Origin of the sequence: Corynebacterium sp. HMSC04H06, assembly GCF_001815935.1 — a bacterium.
Taxonomy (GTDB): domain Bacteria; phylum Actinomycetota; class Actinomycetes; order Mycobacteriales; family Mycobacteriaceae; genus Corynebacterium.
In genome coordinates this window covers 31,088-47,852 of the sequence record NZ_KV823453.1, presented here as the reverse complement: position 1 = coordinate 47,852, position 16,765 = coordinate 31,088, and the positions used below count along the sequence as shown (strand labels likewise).

Genomic DNA, 16,765 nt, shown 5'->3' with positions numbered 1-16,765 from the left:
TTGTATCCGCGGTTAGAATGGCGGCCATTATGATTGATGCCTCGGATACCGCGCTCGTCATCGAAGGCGGCGGGATGCGCAACTCCTATACCGCCGCGTGCATAGTGCGCTTCATCCAGCAGAAGGTCCAGTTCGGCTGGGTCGGTGGGGTCTCCGCGGGCTCGTCGCACACGGTCAACTACCTATCAGGGGACCCCATCCGCGCGGAGGATTCCTTCACCGACTTCGCCAATAACCCCAGCTTCGGCGGCGTGGGCTCCCTGCTGCGGGGCAAGGGCTTTTTCAACGCGGAATTCATCTACGAAAAGTCCGCGGACCAGGACCTGCCCTTCGATTGGGAAGGCTACCGGGCGAACCCGGCGGAGATGAACCTGGCCGCCACGTGCGCAGACACTGGGGAATCCGTCTACTGGACGCGCGCAGACGTGGTCGTCCCGGAGGACCTTTTCGTACGGGTGCGCGCCTTCTCCACCCTGCCGCTGCTGATGCCGCTGCGCTTTATCGACGGCGCGCCCTACGTCGACGGCGCCCTCGGCGAGCACGGCGGGATCACCATCGAGCAGGCCGAGTTGGCGGGTTACAAAAAATTCCTTTTCGTTGGCTCCAAGCCGCGGGACTATATCCGCCCCAAAACGCGCCGGCCCAGCATGGTGCGCGGGCTCTTCCGGCGCTACCCGGCTATCGCGGAGGCGCTCATCCAGCGGCCGGACCGCTACAACGCCTCCCGCGCGCGGCTGGCGGAACTGGAGCGGGCCGGCCAGGCCTACCTGTTTAGCCCGGAGGACATGCAGGTCTCCTCCACGGAGCGCTCGGTAGCCAAGCTACGCGCCAACTTTGCCGCCGGCGCCCGCCAGGTCGAACGCGAATGGCCCCTCTGGCAGGAATTTCTGCGCGGTTAGGCTGAGCCCCGTTTGGGCCTCGGCGCGGCCGAAATCTTCTTTCTACGAAGGCCTAGGGCGCCTGGCGGATCGGGGTCGCAGGAGGCAGATGGTAGACGTCGGTCTTCATCAGCTGGCTGACCTGAGAGTCCGAGACTGCCGAGGCCATGTCTTCTGCCTGAGGGCGGTGGCGGCATCGGTAACAATGCGCGAGCTGGTGCCAGCCACGGCTAGGACTGAGTCCCTGGGAGCGAGGATAAAGAGCAGGTCGCCGACGGTCCGGAAACCGCGGCGGCGACGACAGTGCGATGGACCGCACCGGGCCGATGTCCAGGGAGAACACGGCCATGAGCGCCATGCCCAGCAGGAAGGCGGTGGCCAGTCGCTGGACGGTGGTCCCCTCCATGCCGCAGTCAGCCATGATGGTGGCAAGCCCGGCCGATCTAGCCTATTGGGCGGGCACAGCAGAAGGGGAAGCAACCAAGGAAACACCTCTGTGGAATGGAGCGAGTGCAGAGAAATCGGACCATCACCAGGAAGACCTGCGTGACAAGGCGTCGTGGCAGGAGCAGATTAATCGCGTCATTGCACCCGAAAATGACCACTAGCGTGAGGACACCACACGGGTGCTCCAGGGGTAAGACGCGATAGATATTTTGTGTTTCAGCCGGCCAGACAGTGCAGCGGCAAATGCTAGGGCGGCTTTAGTAGGTGGGTGCCGGCGCCGTCGAAAGCTTGCCCCTGAAGGAGTACTACCCAGCGACGTGCCTAGTCAGGGTAGGGTCCCGGCTGGCGAAGTGCACCCGACCGCTTAGAATTGAGCAACGTGTTAGAAATCTTTAATGGTAATGAGCTACTGACCATCTTCTTGATGATCGTGCTCGGCACCTTGTTCGGGATGATCCCCTTCGGGCCGCTGCGCTTCGGCGCGGCCGGCACGTTGTTCGTGGGGCTCGCCTTCGGTTCCTTCGTGGACCTAGACGAGACCATCCTGAGCAAGTTACAGGAAATGGGCTTGGGTCTGTTCATCTACATGCAAGGCCTGTCCGCCGGGGAACGTTTCTTCAAGGGATTATCTGAGCAGTTTAAGCAGATGATGGCGGCTGCGGCCGCAGTGATCTTGGCAGCCGGGGCCGCGCTGGGCTTCGGTGGCATTCTGGGGATTTCCCCGCTGGGCGCGGTAGGCGTCTTCTCCGGCGCCACGACGTCGACGGCCTCGCTGGCCGTGGCCCAGCAGCAGACCGGCGAGGACTTGCCGGCGGTGGGCTACTCCCTGGGCTACCCGGTGGGCGTGGCCGTGGCTATCCTCATGGTCTCCTTCATCCTGAAACAGAGCTGGCCGGCGAAGAAGGACCAGGATAACTCCGCCGACCAGGTCTTCCGCGCCATCACGGTGCGCGTGACGAAGAACGACGTCAACATGGCGGACCTGGAAGAGGAATTCGGTGAGCACTTCATCATCGCGACCATCCGCCGCGGCAACAAGGTGATGGTGGCCGGTGACTCGCCGGAGATCCATACAGGCGACATTATGCGCGTGATGGTGACTAAGTCTTATTCCCGCGAGCTGGTCAAGGCGCTGGGTAAGCGCCAGCCGCAGACCCCGTTCGTGGACAAGCGTCTAGTCATCGAGGACGTGGCGATTTCCAATGAGGACGTCGCCGGCCGCACCGTCGGCGAGCTCAACCTCTTCGAGCGCTACGGCGGCCGCATCCTGCGCGTGCGCCGCGGCGACGAGTTGTTTTTGGCCAACGATGACACGTACCTTGCCTCCGGTGACACCGTGGAGCTCATCGTGAAGTTCGACCGCCTGGGCGATATCCGCGACTACTTTGGTAACTCGGTCAAGTCCTATGCGGAGCTGAACTGGGTGGCTGTGGCCGGCGGCCTGTTCATCGGCTACCTGATTTCGCTCATCGTGATCCCGCTGCCGGGTGGGGCCTCTTTCGAGCTCGGCTTCGCCCTAGGCCCGCTGATTACCGGCCTGGTACTCGGCGCGGTCCACCGCACCCGCCGGGTGCCGTGGCAGGTGCCGTCGTCTATCAACACCTCTTTCCAACAGTGGGGCCTGATGATCTTCCTGGCCTCGGTCGGCCTGGCGTCGGGCGAGGCTTTCGTGTCCACTGCGTTTTCCATCGTGGGGCTTAAGGCCATGGTGCTGGCGGCGCTGGTGACCATCGTGGTCATCGTCCTCTTCGCGCTGTTCAGCCGCATGCTGGGCCAGTCGGAGACCCGCACCGTCGGCGGCGTGTCCGGTATCTTCGGTCAGCCCGCCGTGGTCAACTACGCCACCGGTGTCAGCACCGACTCCCGCATCATGACCGGCTACGCCTCCACCATCGTGGTGGCCCAGGTAGTCAAGATCGTGGTCATTCCGTTCATGCTGATGTTCTAGCTGGCTTCGTCTTCAAGCCTGCAGCTTTAGTCAGCTCTTTCAGACAATAAAGAAAATAAAGGGTGCCTGACCGGTAAATTACCGGCCAGGCACCCTTCGTCTATGGGCCCGGCTGTCTGGGGCGGCTGGTGGCCTAGTCGGCGACCAGGGTTTCCATGGTCAGCTCGGGGTGTTCTTTCTCGATGAAGGCCAGCTTCCACTTGTCGCCGAAGAGGGCGATCAGCTCGCCGTCAGTGCGGGTGAAGATCTCCACGCCGCGCTGGCGGCCCAGCTCAGGGGCGGACTCGGCGTCGGTGCGGCGCGCCACGGAGTAGGGGATGGGCTCGGTGACGGTCTCGACGTTGTACTCCAGCTCCATGCGGGCCTGCATGACCTCGAACTGCATGGGGCCGACCGCGGCCATGACCGGGGAGGCGTCGCCGCGGGCGTCGTTGCGTAGGATCTGGACCACGCCCTCGGCAGCGAGCTGATCCAGGCCCTTGCGGAAGGCCTTGTACTTGCCCAGCGACTTCGCGCGCAGGATCCGGAAGGCTTCCGGGGCGAACTGCGGCATCGGGCGGAACTGCACCTTGCGGCCGGTGTAGATGGTGTCGCCGGGGGCGAGCGAGCCGGCGTTGACTAGGCCCACGATATCGCCCGGGTAGGCGGCATCCACCGTGTCGCGGGTGCGGCCGAAGACCGTCAGCGCGTACTTCGTGGAGAACGACCGCCCGGACTGGGCGTGGTGGACCTGCATGCCGCGCTCGAAGCAGCCGGAGACCACGCGCATGAATGCCAAGTTATCGCGGTGCTTCTGGTCCATGCCGGCCTGGACCTTGAAGATGACGCCGGAGAAGTCATCGGTGACCTCGCGCGCGGCGTCCATCGCGCTGGACGCGCCCGAGTCAGCGGCCTCCAGGGCCTTCGGGTCGGATTCGCGCTCGCGCGGGGCGGGCGCGATGGCGCACAGCGTGTCCAGGATCTGGTGCACGCCGAAGTTCAGCATCGCCGAGGCGAAGATCAGCGGGCTGGTCACACACTGCTCGAACATTTCCTGGTCGTGGACCGCGCCGTCGGCGGCGAGCAGCTCGGCTTCTTCCGCGGCGGTCTCCCAGACGTCCGCCTCCTTTGCGGCGGCGTCGGCGGGGGAGTAGTGCTCCTCCGGGGCGATGGTGGAACCGCCGGCGGTGCGGATGAAGTGAATGTACTCGTCAGCTTCGCCGTCGTCGTTGACGTGGGCGAGGCCGCGGAAATCGCCCGCGATGCCGACCGGCCAGTACAGCGGCGTCGGCTGCAGCTGGATCTCGTTGACGATTTCATCGACCAGCTCCAGCGGCTCCCTGCCCACGCGGTCCCACTTGTTGATCACGGTGATGATCGGCAGGCCGCGGGCCTTACAGACGCGGAAGAGCTTGAGGGTTTGCGGCTCGAGTCCCTTGGCGGCGTCGATCAGCATGACGGCCGCGTCCACCGCGGTCAGCACGCGGTAGGTGTCCTCGGAGAAATCCGCGTGGCCAGGGGTGTCCACCAGGTTGATCATGTACGGCTCGCCCTCGTGGCCCTCCGGCGCGTACTCGAACTGCAGGGCGGAGGAGGCCACGGAGATGCCGCGGTCCTTTTCCATGTCCATCCAGTCGGAGACGGTGGACTTGCGGCCGGCCTTGCCGTGCACGGCGCCCGCCTCGTTGATGATGTGGGCGTGCAGCGCCAAAGCCTCGGTTAGCGTGGACTTACCGGCATCCGGGTGGGCGATAACGGCGAAGGTGCGGCGGCGGTTGGCTTCAGCGGCAATACTCATGGCGCATAGTTTACTTCCCGGTAGCAGGGACGTTTAATTGCACGGTGCCTAGTCGAGGTACAACCTCTGGCCCAGGGCGTTGAACAAAGCGCTGATTTCGGCGTCGGAGACCTTCTTCTGGCGGCCGGGCCGCTGGTGGTTGTTGTAGTACTCGCCCGGGGTGAAGTGGATACCTGCCGTGCCAGTCAGGTAGAACGCTAGGTTGCGGGCGCCGTCCTCGGCCGAGCCGAAGTGGCGGTCCAGACGCCCGGTGTAGGCCTTGGACAGACGGGCGTGGGAGGTGCGCGAGAAATTCGTGGACAGCACTCCGGGGTGGAAGGCCACGGAGTTCAGCCCCCGTTCGTGCAGGTAGTGGGTGAGCAGGATGGTGCCCAGCTTCGCGTTGCCGTAGGCGCGCTCCGAGCTGAAACCGTGGAAGGTGTTCGGGTCCTCGGGGTCGAACTTGGCGAGCAGGACGTTGGCAATTGAGGCGGTCTGCACCACCGGCGCGCTACCGAGCTGCTCGCGCAGCAAGGAAGTCAGCAGGAACGGGGCGACCACGTTGACCTGCCAGGTGCGCTCGAAGCCGTCCGCGGTGGTCAGGGGGCCGTCGAAGATGCCGCCGGCGTTGTTGGCCAGGCCCGCCAGCGGGCCGAACTCGGCCAGCTTCTCCGCTAGCTCGCGGACCTCGCGGAGGGATTCGAATTCCGCGACCAGGTGCGGGGCGCCGATGTCATCGGCGACGCGCGCGGTTTTCTCCGGGTTGCGGCCGACGACGACGATGCGATCGTCGGGGCGGGTGCGGTGGATGAGGCGGGCAGCGGCGGCTCCGACGCCATCGGAGGCGCCGGTGATGACGAAGGTTTTCATATCTTAAGCCTAGCGCGGCCGCCGGCCCGGGATCTGGCGCTTTCGCCCTTAGCGGGAGTGGATGGTGTTCTGCGCGGCGGCCAGGCCCTTTTCCACGATCAGCCGGGCGCCCTCGGCGGCGGTGTCGATCGCCGTATCCAGCTCGCGGCTGGCGTCGACCGGGCCCAAGACGTAGTCGGGGATGGACGAGCCCTTCGGCGGGCGGCCGATGCCGATGCGCACCCGCAGGTAGTCCCGGGTGCCGAGGTGCTCGGTCAGGGACTTCAACCCGTTGTGCCCGTTTTCGTTACCGCCCTGCTTGAGGCGCACCTTGTGGGCGGGCAGGTCGAGCTCGTCGTGAATGACAATAATGCGCTCCGGCGAGACGTTTAAGCACCGGGCCAGCTCGCCGACCGGCTGGCCGCTTAGGTTCATAAAGCTTTGCGGGCGCACGGTCAGCACCGGGGTGTCCTGGATGTCCAGGGAGGCGGCGTCGGCCGCCAGGCCGCGGACCGGCTGGACCAGCCCGCCGGTAGCCGCCAGCAGGTCATCGACAGCCATAAAACCGACGTTGTGCCGCGTCGCCGCGTATTTCGGTCCCGGGTTGCCCAGGCCAACGATGAGCCACTCGGCGCGCAGGTCCTGCGGGGCCGGCGCGGTAGGCCGGTGACTAGAGGGCTGAGACCCGGATGGCTTGCGGAAGGAGCTGAAGAGTTTATCTAAAAAAGACACGCTCTTAGTCTGACATATATCCTTCTAAGACATGACAGCGAACATAGTCCTGGACGAGGTGACCTCCCCGGTCCTGCCGGCGCCGATGGCTGGCTGACGACACCCGGGCTTTTTGCGGCAGGGTGGCCCGGGGCCTGGCGACGGAGTACACCGCGCAGCACCCGGATTCCCCTGCTATCTACCCCCACCTCAACCAGATTCTGCGCCCTAGGCGGGCGGCGGGGGATAAGGCGGTGGCATATTGCCTAGTGGGCGAACCGGCCACTGGGCTGCGCGGGGGTAGTGTGGAAGACATCCTCTGCCGTCTTAACCAAAAGGCGAACTAGAACGCGATAAACTTTTTGGTTGAGAATTGGTTATACACCCATCGGACCGTGAAAAGGATTGATTTCGTGACCACGAACTCGCACGTGTGGCAAGAAAACTGGAATGAGCGCCTGGAAAAGGCGCAGGAGATGTTGCCGCTGATCCACCAGCTTCACCGCAAAAACAACGTCGTCACCACGATCTTCGGCCGCCCGCTGGTGGGCGTCACCGACATCGACATCATCAAGAGCCACCGCTTCGCCCGACGCATCGCGGAGCGCGAGCTGTCCACCTTCGAGACTCTGCCGATCATCAAGGAGCTGACCGAGATGAACCTGGGGTCTGCCTCCGTCGACGTGGGGCGCCTGGTCATCGGCTACGAAGAGGAAAAGGACAACTACAACAGCCTGCGCGATTACCTCGAGCAGGAGCTCGTGGAGGTCGTCGGTGCCGGCGTCAACAAGGAATGCACCGACGTCGTGCTCTACGGCTTCGGCCGCATCGGCCGCCTGCTGGCCCGCATCCTGATTGCCCGCGAGGCCGCCTACGGCGGCGTGCGCCTGCGCGCCATCGTCGTGCGCAAGAAGGGCGACGGCGACATCCTCAAGCGCGCCTCCTTGTTGCGCCGCGACTCCGTCCACGGCGCCTTCAACGGCTCCATCTCCGTGGATGAGGAAAACGAGGTCATCTGGGCCAACGGCACCAAGATCAAGGTCATCTACGCCTCCGACCCGGCCACCATCGACTACACCCAGTACGGCATCAAGGACGCCATCTTGGTCGATAACACCGGCGCGTGGCGCAACCGCGAGGGCTTGTCCCAGCACCTGGAGGCCCCGGGCATCGGCCGCGTGCTGCTGACCGCCCCGGGCAAGGGCGACATCAAGAACATCGTCTACGGCATCAACGACGGCGACATCGCCGAGGACGACAAGATCCTGTCCGCCGCCTCCTGTACCACCAACGGCATCACGCCCGTCCTGCAGGTCATCAACGAGCGCTACGGCGTGGCCCACGGCCACGTGGAGACCGCCCACTCGTTCACCAACGACCAGAACCTCATTGACAACTACCACAAGGGCGACCGCCGCGGCCGCGCCGCCGGCCTGAACATGGTCCTGACCGAGACCGGCGCCGCCAAGGCCGTGGCCAAGGCCGTCCCGGACTTCGAGGGCAAGCTGACCGGTAACGCCATCCGCGTTCCCACCCCGGACGTGTCCATGGCCGTACTGAACCTGGAGCTGGAGCGCGAGGTCGAGCGCGAGGAGGTCAACAACTTCCTGCGTGACGTCTCGCTGCGCTCCCACCTGCGCCAGCAGATCAGCTACATCGCCTCCCCGGAGGTCGTCTCCTCCGACTTCGTCGGCTCCACCCACGCCGGCATCGTCGACGGCCTGGCCACCATCGCCAGCGGCAAGCACCTGGTGCTCTACGTCTGGTACGACAACGAGTTCGGCTACTCCAACCAGGTCATCCGCATCGTCGAGCGCCTGGCCAACGCCCGCCCGAAGGTCCTGCCCGGCCGCATCCACGCCTCCCAGCTCTAAGGCGCGTGGGAACCCGCTAAGGGCTCCCGGATAAAAAACCCCGCTCGGTGGACTGTTCCACCGAGCGGGGAAATTTTTAAGTCCTGTTGTGGGTGGCCTGGGACTTACTTCTTCTTGTCCTTCTTTTTCTTCTTATCCTGCTTGCCGCGCTCGAGGTCGGCAGCCACGTCGGGGACGTACTTGAACTCCTCGCGGGCCGGGCGCTCGTATTCCTCCCCGTCGGAGGCCGGGCGCTGCGGGATATCCGGCAGCTCGCGGTCGATCTTCCGGTAGGGGATGGAGCTGAGCAGGTGGGAGATGACGTTGATGCGGGAGCGCTTCTTGTCCTCCGACTCGACGGTATACCACGGCGCGGTGGGGGTGTCGGTGTGGATGAACATCGCGTCCTTGGCGCGGGAGTAGTCCTCCCAGCGGGTGATGGACTGCAGGTCCATAGGGGAGAGCTTCCAGCGGCGCAGCGGGTCGTTGCGGCGGGACTCGAAGCGGGCGATCTGCTCTTCGTCGGAGACGGAGAACCAGTACTTGCGCAGCATGATGCCGTCCTCGACCAGCATCTGCTCGAAGATCGGGGCCTGGTGCAGGAAGCGGACGTATTCCTGATCGGTGCAATAGCCCATGACCCGTTCGACGCCGGCGCGGTTGTACCAGGAGCGGTCGAAGATAACGATCTCGCCGGCGGTCGGCAGCTTTTCGATGTAGCGCTGGAAGTACCACTGGCCGCGCTCCCGGGAGGTGGGGGCGGGAAGGGCCTCCACGCGGCAGGAGCGCGGGTTGAGGGACTGCGTGATGCGCTTGATCGCCGAGCCTTTGCCCGCGGCGTCACGGCCTTCCATGATGATGACCACGCGCGCACCGGTCTCGACGACCCACTGCTGCATATCGACCAGCTCGGCCTGCAGGCGCTTGAGCTCGTCCTCGTACGCCTTCTTGTTCAGTTTCGGCGGCTTGGTGGTCTTGGCGTCTTTCTTGCTCATAGTTCAATCGTAGCCGTCGGAAGGCCGTGGGGAAAACCTATCAACGGTGAATATTAATCGGCAAAGACCGTGGTGTTTTCGATGTGGCCGAGGCCGTCAATCGCCACGCGCACGGTGTCGCCGTGGCCTAGGAACTGCTGCGGGTCCCGGGCGAAGCCGACGCCCTCCGGGGTGCCGGTGACGATGACGTCGCCGGGGCTGAGCGGGTAGAGGTGCGAGCAGAAAGAGACCAGCTCGGCGACGGGGAAGATCAGGTCGTCGGTGTTGTCTTCCTGGCGAATCTCGCCATTGACCGTGGTGGTCAGCCGGGCGCCGGTCCCCGGGGACCACTCGTCCGCGGTGGTCAGCCACGGCCCGAAGCCGGAGCTGCGGTAGAAGGACTTGCCCGCGTGGAACTGGGTGGTCTGCCGCTGGAAATCGCGCAGGGTGTAGTCGTTCATGATGGCGTAGCCGGCCACGTGGGATAGCGCCCGGCTGTGATCGATGCGGTGCGCGCGGGTGCCGATGATCGCGGCGAGCTCGCCTTCGTAGTCGAGCTTGCCCTGAGCGTAGCCGGGGATAGCCACGTCGCTAAATGGCCCGGTGAGCGCGTCGGCGAATTTCACGAACAGCGTGGGCTGGCCTGGGGCCTCGCGCCCCATCTCCCGGATGTGGCGGGCGTAGTTGAGGCCGACGCAGATGATTTTCTCCGGCTGGGGGATGACCGGGGCGAGGTCCTCGTGGTCGAAGACGATGGGCTCGCCGGAGAGCTGGGCAGCCTTGCGCCAGTCGCCGCTGCGCAGGAGGGCCCCCACGTCCTCGTGGTCGAGTTCCACGCCGGTGTAGTCGCTGTCCACGCGGACGGTGGTCGTGCCGTACTGGGTCTTCAGGGTAGCGAGCCTCATAGAAGGCTATGCTAACGCCTGCAGCACCTCGTCCGCGGCATCGGCTGCGATAATCGGCACCTCCGCGGCCTCCTTCTTGGAAAACTTGGCCAGCACGAAACTGGCCGGATCCAGGCGCCCGGGCGGGCGGCCGATGCCCACCGACAGGCGCTGGTAGTCCTTGGTACCCAAGGATTTCGTGACCGAGCGCAGACCGTTGTGCCCGTGGTCGCCGCCGCCCCGGCGCAGACGCACTGCCCCGAAGTCCTGCTCCAGCTCGTCGTGAATGATAATAATGTCTGCCGGCTGGACGGAGAAATAGTTCGCCAGCGCCTTGACCGCGCCGCCGGAGGTGTTCATGAACGTGCGGGGCTGGGCCAGGATGACGCGGCGGGCACCCAGGCGCCCCGGGGCCAGCTCGGCGACTTCCGCGTTGGTTTTCCGGTTGAGGCTCAGGCTAGCGGCCTGCGGCGTGACCCGGCTGGCGAGCTCCGCGATGACCTCGTGGCCGATGTTGTGCCGGGTGCCGGAATATTTCGGCCCCGGGTTGCCCAGACCGACGATTAGCAGGGGAGTCTCACTCATGCTCACCATTGTGGCACAGGCAAAAAGAAAGGCGGGCCGCCCCACGCACTCGGCGTGGAGGGCCCGCAGTAAGTCCCTAGCGAGGGGCAGTAATTACTCCTCGTCGTCGGAGGAAGACTCGCCCTCGTCGACGGACTCGGCACCAGCGTCGGCGCCGCCTTCCTCAGCAGCCTCGGCGGCCTCCTCGAGCTCGGTGTCAACCTCCGGCTCGGAGATGGAGACAATGACGGTCTCCTCGTCGGCGACCAGGGTGGAGCCTTCCGGCATGGTCAGGTCGGCAGCGGTGATGACGGTCCCGTCCTCGGCGCCCTCGATGGAGACGACGATCTCTTCCGGAATGTTGAGCACGTCGGCCTCGATCATGATGACGTCGGCGTCCTGCAGGAACATCATGCCCGGAGCCGGCTCGCCCTCGACGGTGACCGGGACCTCGACCTCGACCTTCTCGCCGCGCTTAATGGACAGCAGGTCGATGTGGTCAACGTCCAGGGTCAGCACGTTCTGGTCGACGTGCTTGACCATGGTCAGGTGCTGCTGGCCGTCGATCTCCAGCTCGAGGACGGCGTTGACGCCGTGGTAACGCAGCAGGGTCTGGATTTCCAGCAGGCCGGCGGCGAAGTGGATCGGCTCGGTGTTGGAGCCGTAGATCACGCCGGGGATCTTCCACTCGCGGCGCAGGCGGCGAGCGGCACCCTTACCGAACTCGGTACGGGCTTCAGCCTTGATGACAGGGCGTTCGTTAGCCATTGTTTCTCCTTGAAAGTCGAACGTAGGTCGAAAAGTACACACGGCAAGGACTAGGCGTATAAATACGACTAAAGCCTGCCGATGGACGTCTTGGTCGAGTCACATCGCAGGCTTGGATAAGTGAAGCTTGGAATGTAGTTTTATCAATCGCGTCGATAACGGCCAACACTACGCGCGTGGTTAGTCAGCCCTCGCCGAGACAGATAGCAATCTAGCACGCGCGCCCCCGCCGGCGCAATTTCCGTGCCCGGCGACGCAATTTCTGTGCCAGGGTGCGCGGTGCCTTGCGGCTCCGCGCCTTCTCCTAGGAGTCTTGGTCGGTGGCCTTCCGTGGGCGCGTCGTGGAGGTTGCCTCGGCATCGGAAGCCGTCTTTTCGGAAGCGGCGATGGGGTTGCCGTCGGCGTCGTAGCCGGTGGGCTCGGCCTCGCTGACGTAGCGCACCTGGCCGCGGTGGATGGGCTCGTAGCGGCCCTCCAGCCAGTCTTCGTCCACCTCGTAGTCCGCGGCGCTGAACGGGTTGCTGGAGTCCGCGTCCAGCTCCGCGATGACCTCCTGGGGCACGGACTCGCGCAGCGGCTGGGAGGCCAGGTTGGAGTGGAAGATCTCCTGGGAGAGCTCGGCGCGCTGGGCGTTGCTGAACTTCTGCTTCGGGTCGATCATGCGCAGCACCAAGGAGCGGATTTTGTCGCGGCGGCGGGACTCGGCGGTGATGATGCCGCGGCCGCGGGCCAGCCAGGTGAAGATCAGCACGCCGATCATGACCAGCGCGACGTAGCCCATGATCGGGAAGACCGCGCCGACCAGGGTGGCAAAGTCCAGGAAGGACAGTATGTAGCCGACGATGACGATGGAGGCGAATAGGCCCAAGGCGTCATTGACGTTGGTGATGATGCTCAAGGTCGGCAGGGCGTCCTCGTAGACGTGCGTGACGTTGAAGATCATGGCGACGACCATCATGACCAGCAGGACGCCGAAGAGCAGTCCGTGGATGATGCCGCCGCGGCCAGCGGTGCGCACGTCGACGGTGTCGCCGCCCATGATGATGCCCATGGAAACGCCGCCCATCATGGCAATACCGACGTAGTTGAAGGTGGAGACCCACCAGTTCGGCAGGGTGGTCTCCACGTTATCGATGCCGAACTGGCCCACGGCGGCGAGATCCGACGGGGCGTTCATGAAGGAATAGACCGCGGCGATGACCAACAGGGCGACCACGAACGGGGTGATAGAGCCCAGGGTGTTGGTGACCTTCTCAACGTTCATCATGCCGCAGATGATGACGGCGACGGCCATCAGCGTCGAGCCCACCCAGAGCGGCAGACCGAACTGCTGGTTGAGGTTGGCGCCGGCACCGGTCAGCATCACGAAGGAAATGCAAAACTGCGTGAAGGTGATGGAATAATCCACGAAGCGAGCCAGGAACTTGCCGGCGATGCTGGAAAAGACGCGATCGTGGGAGGTGGCCTGGAAATAGCTTCCGTACTGCATGGCGATCATGGCCGCGAGGGGCATCAGTACCAGCGCGATGACGGCGCCGATGACGCCCCACCAACCGAAGGCGGCGTAATACTGCAGCATTTCTTGGCCGGAGGCGAAACCGGCGCCGACAGTACAACTGAAGTACGCCATTCCCGGCATGAGAGCTTTTTCACAAAAAGTCCTTCCACGTTGAAAGTTTTCAACAACAACGTAGGACTATAGTGGCTGTGCTGGGAAGATACTAGCCGGCTGTGTATCCACCGTCGACCATGTGGGCGCTGCCGGTGATATAGGACGCGTCCGGGGACAGCAGGAAACGCACCAGGTGAGCCACCTCTTCCGGCTGGCCTAGGCGGCCCAGCGGGTGGGAATTGATGACGCGGTGCAAGGCCTCATCATCCATGTCCTTAGCCAGGCGGGAGCCGCGCACATACGCCGGGCACACGCAGTTGATGCGGATGGCCTTGGAGCCGTACTCCAGGGCGGCGCTCTTGGTCAGTCCCACCACGCCGTGGTTGGCGGCGGTGTAGGCGGAATTGCCCGCGGAAGCGAAGGCACCGTGCACGGAGGCGACGTTGACGATTGAGCAAGTGGAGGTGCGCTCTTGGTCCATGAACTGCTCTAGCTGGTAGCGCATGCCGTAGGCTACCGCATTGAGGTTGCGGTCGATGAGCTGGTCCCACTCGCTCACGGCGAATTCGCCGGTGTGATCGTCGCTGCCGCCGTAGCCGGGGCAGTTAACCGCCAGGTGCAGGGCGCCGTAGGTTTGGACGGCAAGATCGACGGCGTCGCGGTGCGCGGCCTCCACGGTGGTGTCCATGACGTGGCCGGTTACCTCCGCGCCGGCGCCACGCAGCTTTTCCACCAACTGTCCCAGCAGCTGCGGGTCCTCATCCGCGACAACTAGGCGAGCACCCCACTCGCTGAGTTCTTCGGCCACCGCGGCACCGATGCCGTAGCCGGCCCCGATGACCAAGGCTACGCGGCCGTCGAAATTAGAAAACCTACCCATGAGTGTCCTTCCTTGTGGTCGTGGCTCCCTCACCGGTGCGACCCGCCGGAACGTTTAAGCGTTCCGGCTCACGGTCACACCGGGGGAGTTGCCTTGGGCACCCAGGGTAGTGTTTTTCTCTTAGTCTTGCGGCTCAAACAGGGTAGTAACCGAGCCGTTTTCGAAGATCTCGTGGATCGTGCGGGCCAGCAGCGGCGCGATAGACAGCACCGTCAGGTTGGACCAGCCCTCGGTGGACTGCGGCAGGGTATCGGTCGTGATGACCTCTTCCGCGCCGCACTCCGACAGGCGCTCGCGCGCCGGATCGGAGAAGACACCGTGGGTGCAGGCGATGATGACCTTGCGGGCACCGGCCTCCTTGAGGACGCGGACCGCGCCAGCAATGGTGCCGCCGGTGTCAATCATGTCGTCCAGCAGGATGCAGTCGTGGCCCTCGACGTCGCCGACGACGCGGTTGGACACGGTCTGGTTGGCCACCTCAGTCGAGCGGGTCTTGTGGACGAAGGCCAGCGGGGCGTCGCCCAGCTCGTGGGCCCACTTCTCGGCGACCTTGACGCGGCCGGCGTCCGGGGAGACCACGGTGATGTTGTCCGTGGCGTAGGTCTTCTTGATGTAGTCGGTCAGGATCGGCATGGCGTGCATGTGATCGACCGGGCCATCGAAGAAGCCCTGGATCTGGTCGGTGTGCAGGTCGACGGAGACAATACGGTCTGCGCCGGCGGCCTGCAGCAGGTCGGCGACCAGGCGGGCGGAGATGGGCTCGCGGCCGCGGTGCTTCTTATCCTGTCGCGCGTAAGGGTAGAACGGCAGGATGGCGGTAATGCGCTTGGCGGAACCGCGCTTGAGCGCATCGATCATGATGAGTTGCTCCATCAGCCACTTGTTCAGCGGCTGGGTGTGGGACTGCATGACGAAGCAGTCGGCACCACGCACGGATTCCTCGAAGCGAATGAAGATTTCGCCGTTCGCGAAGTCGCGGGCGGTGGTGGGGACTAGGTCCGTCTTGAGCTCCTTGGCTACGGCCTCAGCCAGATGCGGGTGTGCGCGCCCGGAAAACAGCTTCATGTTTTTGCTGCTGCCAGTGATTTTGCCAGTCATAGCGAGTTAAAAACCCTTCTTAATTGTGGTCGCCGTTATGTGGTTCGCCTTGCGTGCGGGCCGCCGCTTCCGCCGCCGGGGTGCCCGGCCGCTTCTTCTGCACCCAGCCCTCGATATTGCGCTGCTTGCCACCAGAGACAACGAGTGCTCCTGCCGGAACATCGTCCTTGATTACTGTACCCGCTCCGGAATACACGCCGTCACCGACCGTCACCGGAGCAATAAACATGGTGTCCGAGCCGGTGCGGACGTAGTCGCCCACGGTGGTGTGGTGCTTGTTCACGCCGTCGTAGTTGACGAAGACGGAGGACGCACCGATGTTGGACTCGCGGCCGACGGTCGCGTCCCCGATATAGGTCAGGTGCGGGACCTTGGAGCCCGGGCCGATGTGGGCCTTCTTGGCCTCGACGAAGCCGCCCAGCTTGCCCTTCTCGCCCAGGATGACGCCCGGACGGATGTAGGTGAACGGCCCGACGGTGGCCTCGGTGCCGATGACCGAGCCTTCGCCGTGGGTGCGGATGACGCTGGCGCCGGCGCCCACCTGCATGTCGGTCAGGGTGGTGTCTGGGCCCACCACGGCGTTGTCGCCGATGGAGGTCGTGCCCCACAGCTGGGTGCCGGGGTGGATGGTCACGTCCTGTCCGATGGTCACGCCCACACCAATCCAGGTGGTTTCCGGATCGACGACGGTGGCCCCGCCGCGCATGGCCTCTTCTACTAGGCGGCGGTTGAGCTCGCGGCCGGCGGCGGCCAGCTGGATGCGGTCGTTGACGCCGGCCAGCTCAGCCGGGTCCGGGGCGCGGAAGGCGCCGACTGCCTGGCCGTCCTCGCGGGCGATCTCCAGCACGTCGGTGATGTAGAGCTCGCCCTGGGCGTTGTTGGTGTCCAGGCGGGTCAGCGCGGAGCGCAGCGTGGCGGCGTCGAAAGCGAAGACGCCGGAGTTGACCTCGCGGATAGCGCGCTGGGCGTCGCTGGCATCCTTGTGCTCGACGATGGCCTGCACGCTGCCATCCTCGGCGCGCTCGATGCGGCCGTAGCCGGTGGGGTTATCCAACTCCATCGACAGCACGGTGACCGCGTTGCCAGCCTCCTGGTGCGCGGCGCGCAGGCCGTCGATGGTCTCGGCGCGCAGCAGCGGGACGTCGGCGTTGGTGACGATGACGGTGCCGTCGAAGTCGGGGAGCGGTTCCAGGCCGCACTGCACGGCGTGCCCGGTACCGTTTTGTTCTTCCTGGACGGCCTGCAGGATCTCCCGGCCGAGCTCCTCGGCGAGCTGGTCGACGGCGGGGGAGACCTGGTCACGCTGGTGGCCGACGACGGCCACGAGGTGTTCGGGCTCCAGCCCGGCGGCGGCATAGAGGCTGTGTCCTAACAGGCTGCGGCCGCCGATGCTGTGCAAAGTCTTCTGCGTTGCAGACTTCATGCGGGTGCCAGCGCCGGCGGCGAGAACTATGACGGCTACGGGTTGCGGGCTTGCCACGTGGGGAACTCTCCAAAATCTTAATCGGCGAAAGTGCAATAAGTTTTTCGCTAAACATCATAT

At 64.7% G+C, this 16,765-nt stretch carries 15 protein-coding genes; 4 read left to right on the top strand and 11 right to left on the bottom strand.

Features of this window, described 5'->3' with window-relative positions:
• Nucleotides 1-29: 29 nt before the first annotated feature.
• From HMPREF3067_RS10035 to HMPREF3067_RS10025, 3 genes are all read left to right on the top strand, one after another.
• Nucleotides 30-899 carry a patatin-like phospholipase family protein gene (locus HMPREF3067_RS10035; protein ID WP_070769583.1) on the top strand — a complete coding sequence of 290 codons (870 nt, stop codon included), beginning with the start codon at nt 30-32 and terminating at the stop codon, nt 897-899.
• Between the two features lie 326 nt (nt 900-1,225).
• Nucleotides 1,226-1,486 carry a hypothetical protein gene (locus tag HMPREF3067_RS10030; protein WP_141759386.1) on the top strand — a complete coding sequence of 87 codons (261 nt, stop codon included), beginning with the start codon at nt 1,226-1,228 and terminating at the stop codon, nt 1,484-1,486.
• Nucleotides 1,487-1,704: 218 nt separating this feature from the next.
• On the top strand, nt 1,705-3,273 hold the full coding sequence (locus tag HMPREF3067_RS10025) for an aspartate-alanine antiporter-like transporter (protein ID WP_070769581.1): 1,569 nt from the start codon (nt 1,705-1,707) through the stop codon (nt 3,271-3,273).
• Between the two features lie 133 nt (nt 3,274-3,406).
• Here the strand turns inward: HMPREF3067_RS10025 and HMPREF3067_RS10020 are convergent, their stop codons facing one another.
• From HMPREF3067_RS10020 to pth (HMPREF3067_RS10010), 3 genes are read right to left on the bottom strand one after another with little or no spacing between them, the layout of a single operon-like run.
• Complete coding sequence (locus tag HMPREF3067_RS10020; RefSeq protein ID WP_070769580.1) at nt 3,407-5,050, bottom strand: peptide chain release factor 3; 1,644 nt, start codon at nt 5,048-5,050, stop codon at nt 3,407-3,409.
• 48 nt (nt 5,051-5,098) lie between these two features.
• Nucleotides 5,099-5,899, bottom strand: coding sequence for an SDR family NAD(P)-dependent oxidoreductase (locus tag HMPREF3067_RS10015; RefSeq protein ID WP_070769579.1), 801 nt, complete (start codon nt 5,897-5,899; stop codon nt 5,099-5,101).
• 48 nt (nt 5,900-5,947) lie between these two features.
• Nucleotides 5,948-6,610, bottom strand: a complete 663-nt coding sequence (gene pth, locus HMPREF3067_RS10010; RefSeq protein WP_070769578.1) for an aminoacyl-tRNA hydrolase — start codon at nt 6,608-6,610, stop codon at nt 5,948-5,950.
• Nucleotides 6,611-7,002: 392 nt separating this feature from the next.
• Here pth (HMPREF3067_RS10010) and HMPREF3067_RS10005 point away from each other — a divergent pair, with 392 nt between their 5' ends.
• Complete coding sequence (locus HMPREF3067_RS10005) at nt 7,003-8,463, top strand: glyceraldehyde-3-phosphate dehydrogenase (RefSeq protein ID WP_070769577.1); 1,461 nt, start codon at nt 7,003-7,005, stop codon at nt 8,461-8,463.
• Between the two features lie 104 nt (nt 8,464-8,567).
• Here the strand turns inward: HMPREF3067_RS10005 and ppk2 are convergent, their stop codons facing one another.
• From ppk2 to glmU, 8 genes are all read right to left on the bottom strand, one after another.
• The gene (ppk2, locus tag HMPREF3067_RS10000; protein WP_070769576.1) at nt 8,568-9,437 is read right to left on the bottom strand and encodes a polyphosphate kinase 2; all 870 of its coding nucleotides are present in this window, start codon (nt 9,435-9,437) and stop codon (nt 8,568-8,570) included.
• Nucleotides 9,438-9,490: 53 nt separating this feature from the next.
• Nucleotides 9,491-10,321 carry a fumarylacetoacetate hydrolase family protein gene (locus HMPREF3067_RS09995; RefSeq protein WP_070769575.1) on the bottom strand — a complete coding sequence of 277 codons (831 nt, stop codon included), beginning with the start codon at nt 10,319-10,321 and terminating at the stop codon, nt 9,491-9,493.
• Between the two features lie 6 nt (nt 10,322-10,327).
• Nucleotides 10,328-10,885 carry an aminoacyl-tRNA hydrolase gene (pth, locus tag HMPREF3067_RS09990; RefSeq protein ID WP_083319269.1) on the bottom strand — a complete coding sequence of 186 codons (558 nt, stop codon included), beginning with the start codon at nt 10,883-10,885 and terminating at the stop codon, nt 10,328-10,330.
• A gap of 93 nt (nt 10,886-10,978) precedes the next feature.
• The gene (locus HMPREF3067_RS09985) at nt 10,979-11,632 is read right to left on the bottom strand and encodes a 50S ribosomal protein L25/general stress protein Ctc (RefSeq protein WP_070769573.1); all 654 of its coding nucleotides are present in this window, start codon (nt 11,630-11,632) and stop codon (nt 10,979-10,981) included.
• A gap of 304 nt (nt 11,633-11,936) precedes the next feature.
• Nucleotides 11,937-13,262 (bottom strand): YkvI family membrane protein, encoded by a 1,326-nt coding sequence (locus tag HMPREF3067_RS09980; RefSeq protein WP_070769572.1) that lies wholly within the window; start codon nt 13,260-13,262, stop codon nt 11,937-11,939.
• A gap of 91 nt (nt 13,263-13,353) precedes the next feature.
• Nucleotides 13,354-14,124 carry an SDR family NAD(P)-dependent oxidoreductase gene (locus tag HMPREF3067_RS09975; RefSeq protein ID WP_070769571.1) on the bottom strand — a complete coding sequence of 257 codons (771 nt, stop codon included), beginning with the start codon at nt 14,122-14,124 and terminating at the stop codon, nt 13,354-13,356.
• Nucleotides 14,125-14,244: 120 nt separating this feature from the next.
• Nucleotides 14,245-15,222 carry a ribose-phosphate diphosphokinase gene (locus tag HMPREF3067_RS09970; protein ID WP_070769570.1) on the bottom strand — a complete coding sequence of 326 codons (978 nt, stop codon included), beginning with the start codon at nt 15,220-15,222 and terminating at the stop codon, nt 14,245-14,247.
• A gap of 19 nt (nt 15,223-15,241) precedes the next feature.
• Nucleotides 15,242-16,702 (bottom strand): bifunctional UDP-N-acetylglucosamine diphosphorylase/glucosamine-1-phosphate N-acetyltransferase GlmU, encoded by a 1,461-nt coding sequence (glmU, locus tag HMPREF3067_RS09965; RefSeq protein WP_083319268.1) that lies wholly within the window; start codon nt 16,700-16,702, stop codon nt 15,242-15,244.
• Between the last annotated feature and the right edge of the window lie 63 nt (nt 16,703-16,765).

Excerpts from the sequence above, each read along its gene's own strand:
- HMPREF3067_RS10035 (WP_070769583.1), top strand. The coding sequence starts at position 30 with ATGATTGATGCCTCGGATACCGCGCTCGTCATCGAAGGCGGCGGGATG.
- pth (WP_083319269.1), bottom strand. The coding sequence starts at position 10,885 with ATGAGTGAGACTCCCCTGCTAATCGTCGGTCTGGGCAACCCGGGGCCG.
- HMPREF3067_RS09970 (WP_070769570.1), bottom strand. The coding sequence starts at position 15,222 with ATGACTGGCAAAATCACTGGCAGCAGCAAAAACATGAAGCTGTTTTCC.
- HMPREF3067_RS10030 (WP_141759386.1), top strand. The coding sequence starts at position 1,226 with ATGAGCGCCATGCCCAGCAGGAAGGCGGTGGCCAGTCGCTGGACGGTG.
- HMPREF3067_RS10020 (WP_070769580.1), bottom strand. The coding sequence starts at position 5,050 with ATGAGTATTGCCGCTGAAGCCAACCGCCGCCGCACCTTCGCCGTTATC.
- HMPREF3067_RS09975 (WP_070769571.1), bottom strand. The coding sequence starts at position 14,124 with ATGGGTAGGTTTTCTAATTTCGACGGCCGCGTAGCCTTGGTCATCGGG.
- HMPREF3067_RS09985 (WP_070769573.1), bottom strand. The coding sequence starts at position 11,632 with ATGGCTAACGAACGCCCTGTCATCAAGGCTGAAGCCCGTACCGAGTTC.
- HMPREF3067_RS09980 (WP_070769572.1), bottom strand. The coding sequence starts at position 13,262 with ATGGCGTACTTCAGTTGTACTGTCGGCGCCGGTTTCGCCTCCGGCCAA.
- ppk2 (WP_070769576.1), bottom strand. The coding sequence starts at position 9,437 with ATGAGCAAGAAAGACGCCAAGACCACCAAGCCGCCGAAACTGAACAAG.
- HMPREF3067_RS10015 (WP_070769579.1), bottom strand. The coding sequence starts at position 5,899 with ATGAAAACCTTCGTCATCACCGGCGCCTCCGATGGCGTCGGAGCCGCC.
- HMPREF3067_RS09995 (WP_070769575.1), bottom strand. The coding sequence starts at position 10,321 with ATGAGGCTCGCTACCCTGAAGACCCAGTACGGCACGACCACCGTCCGC.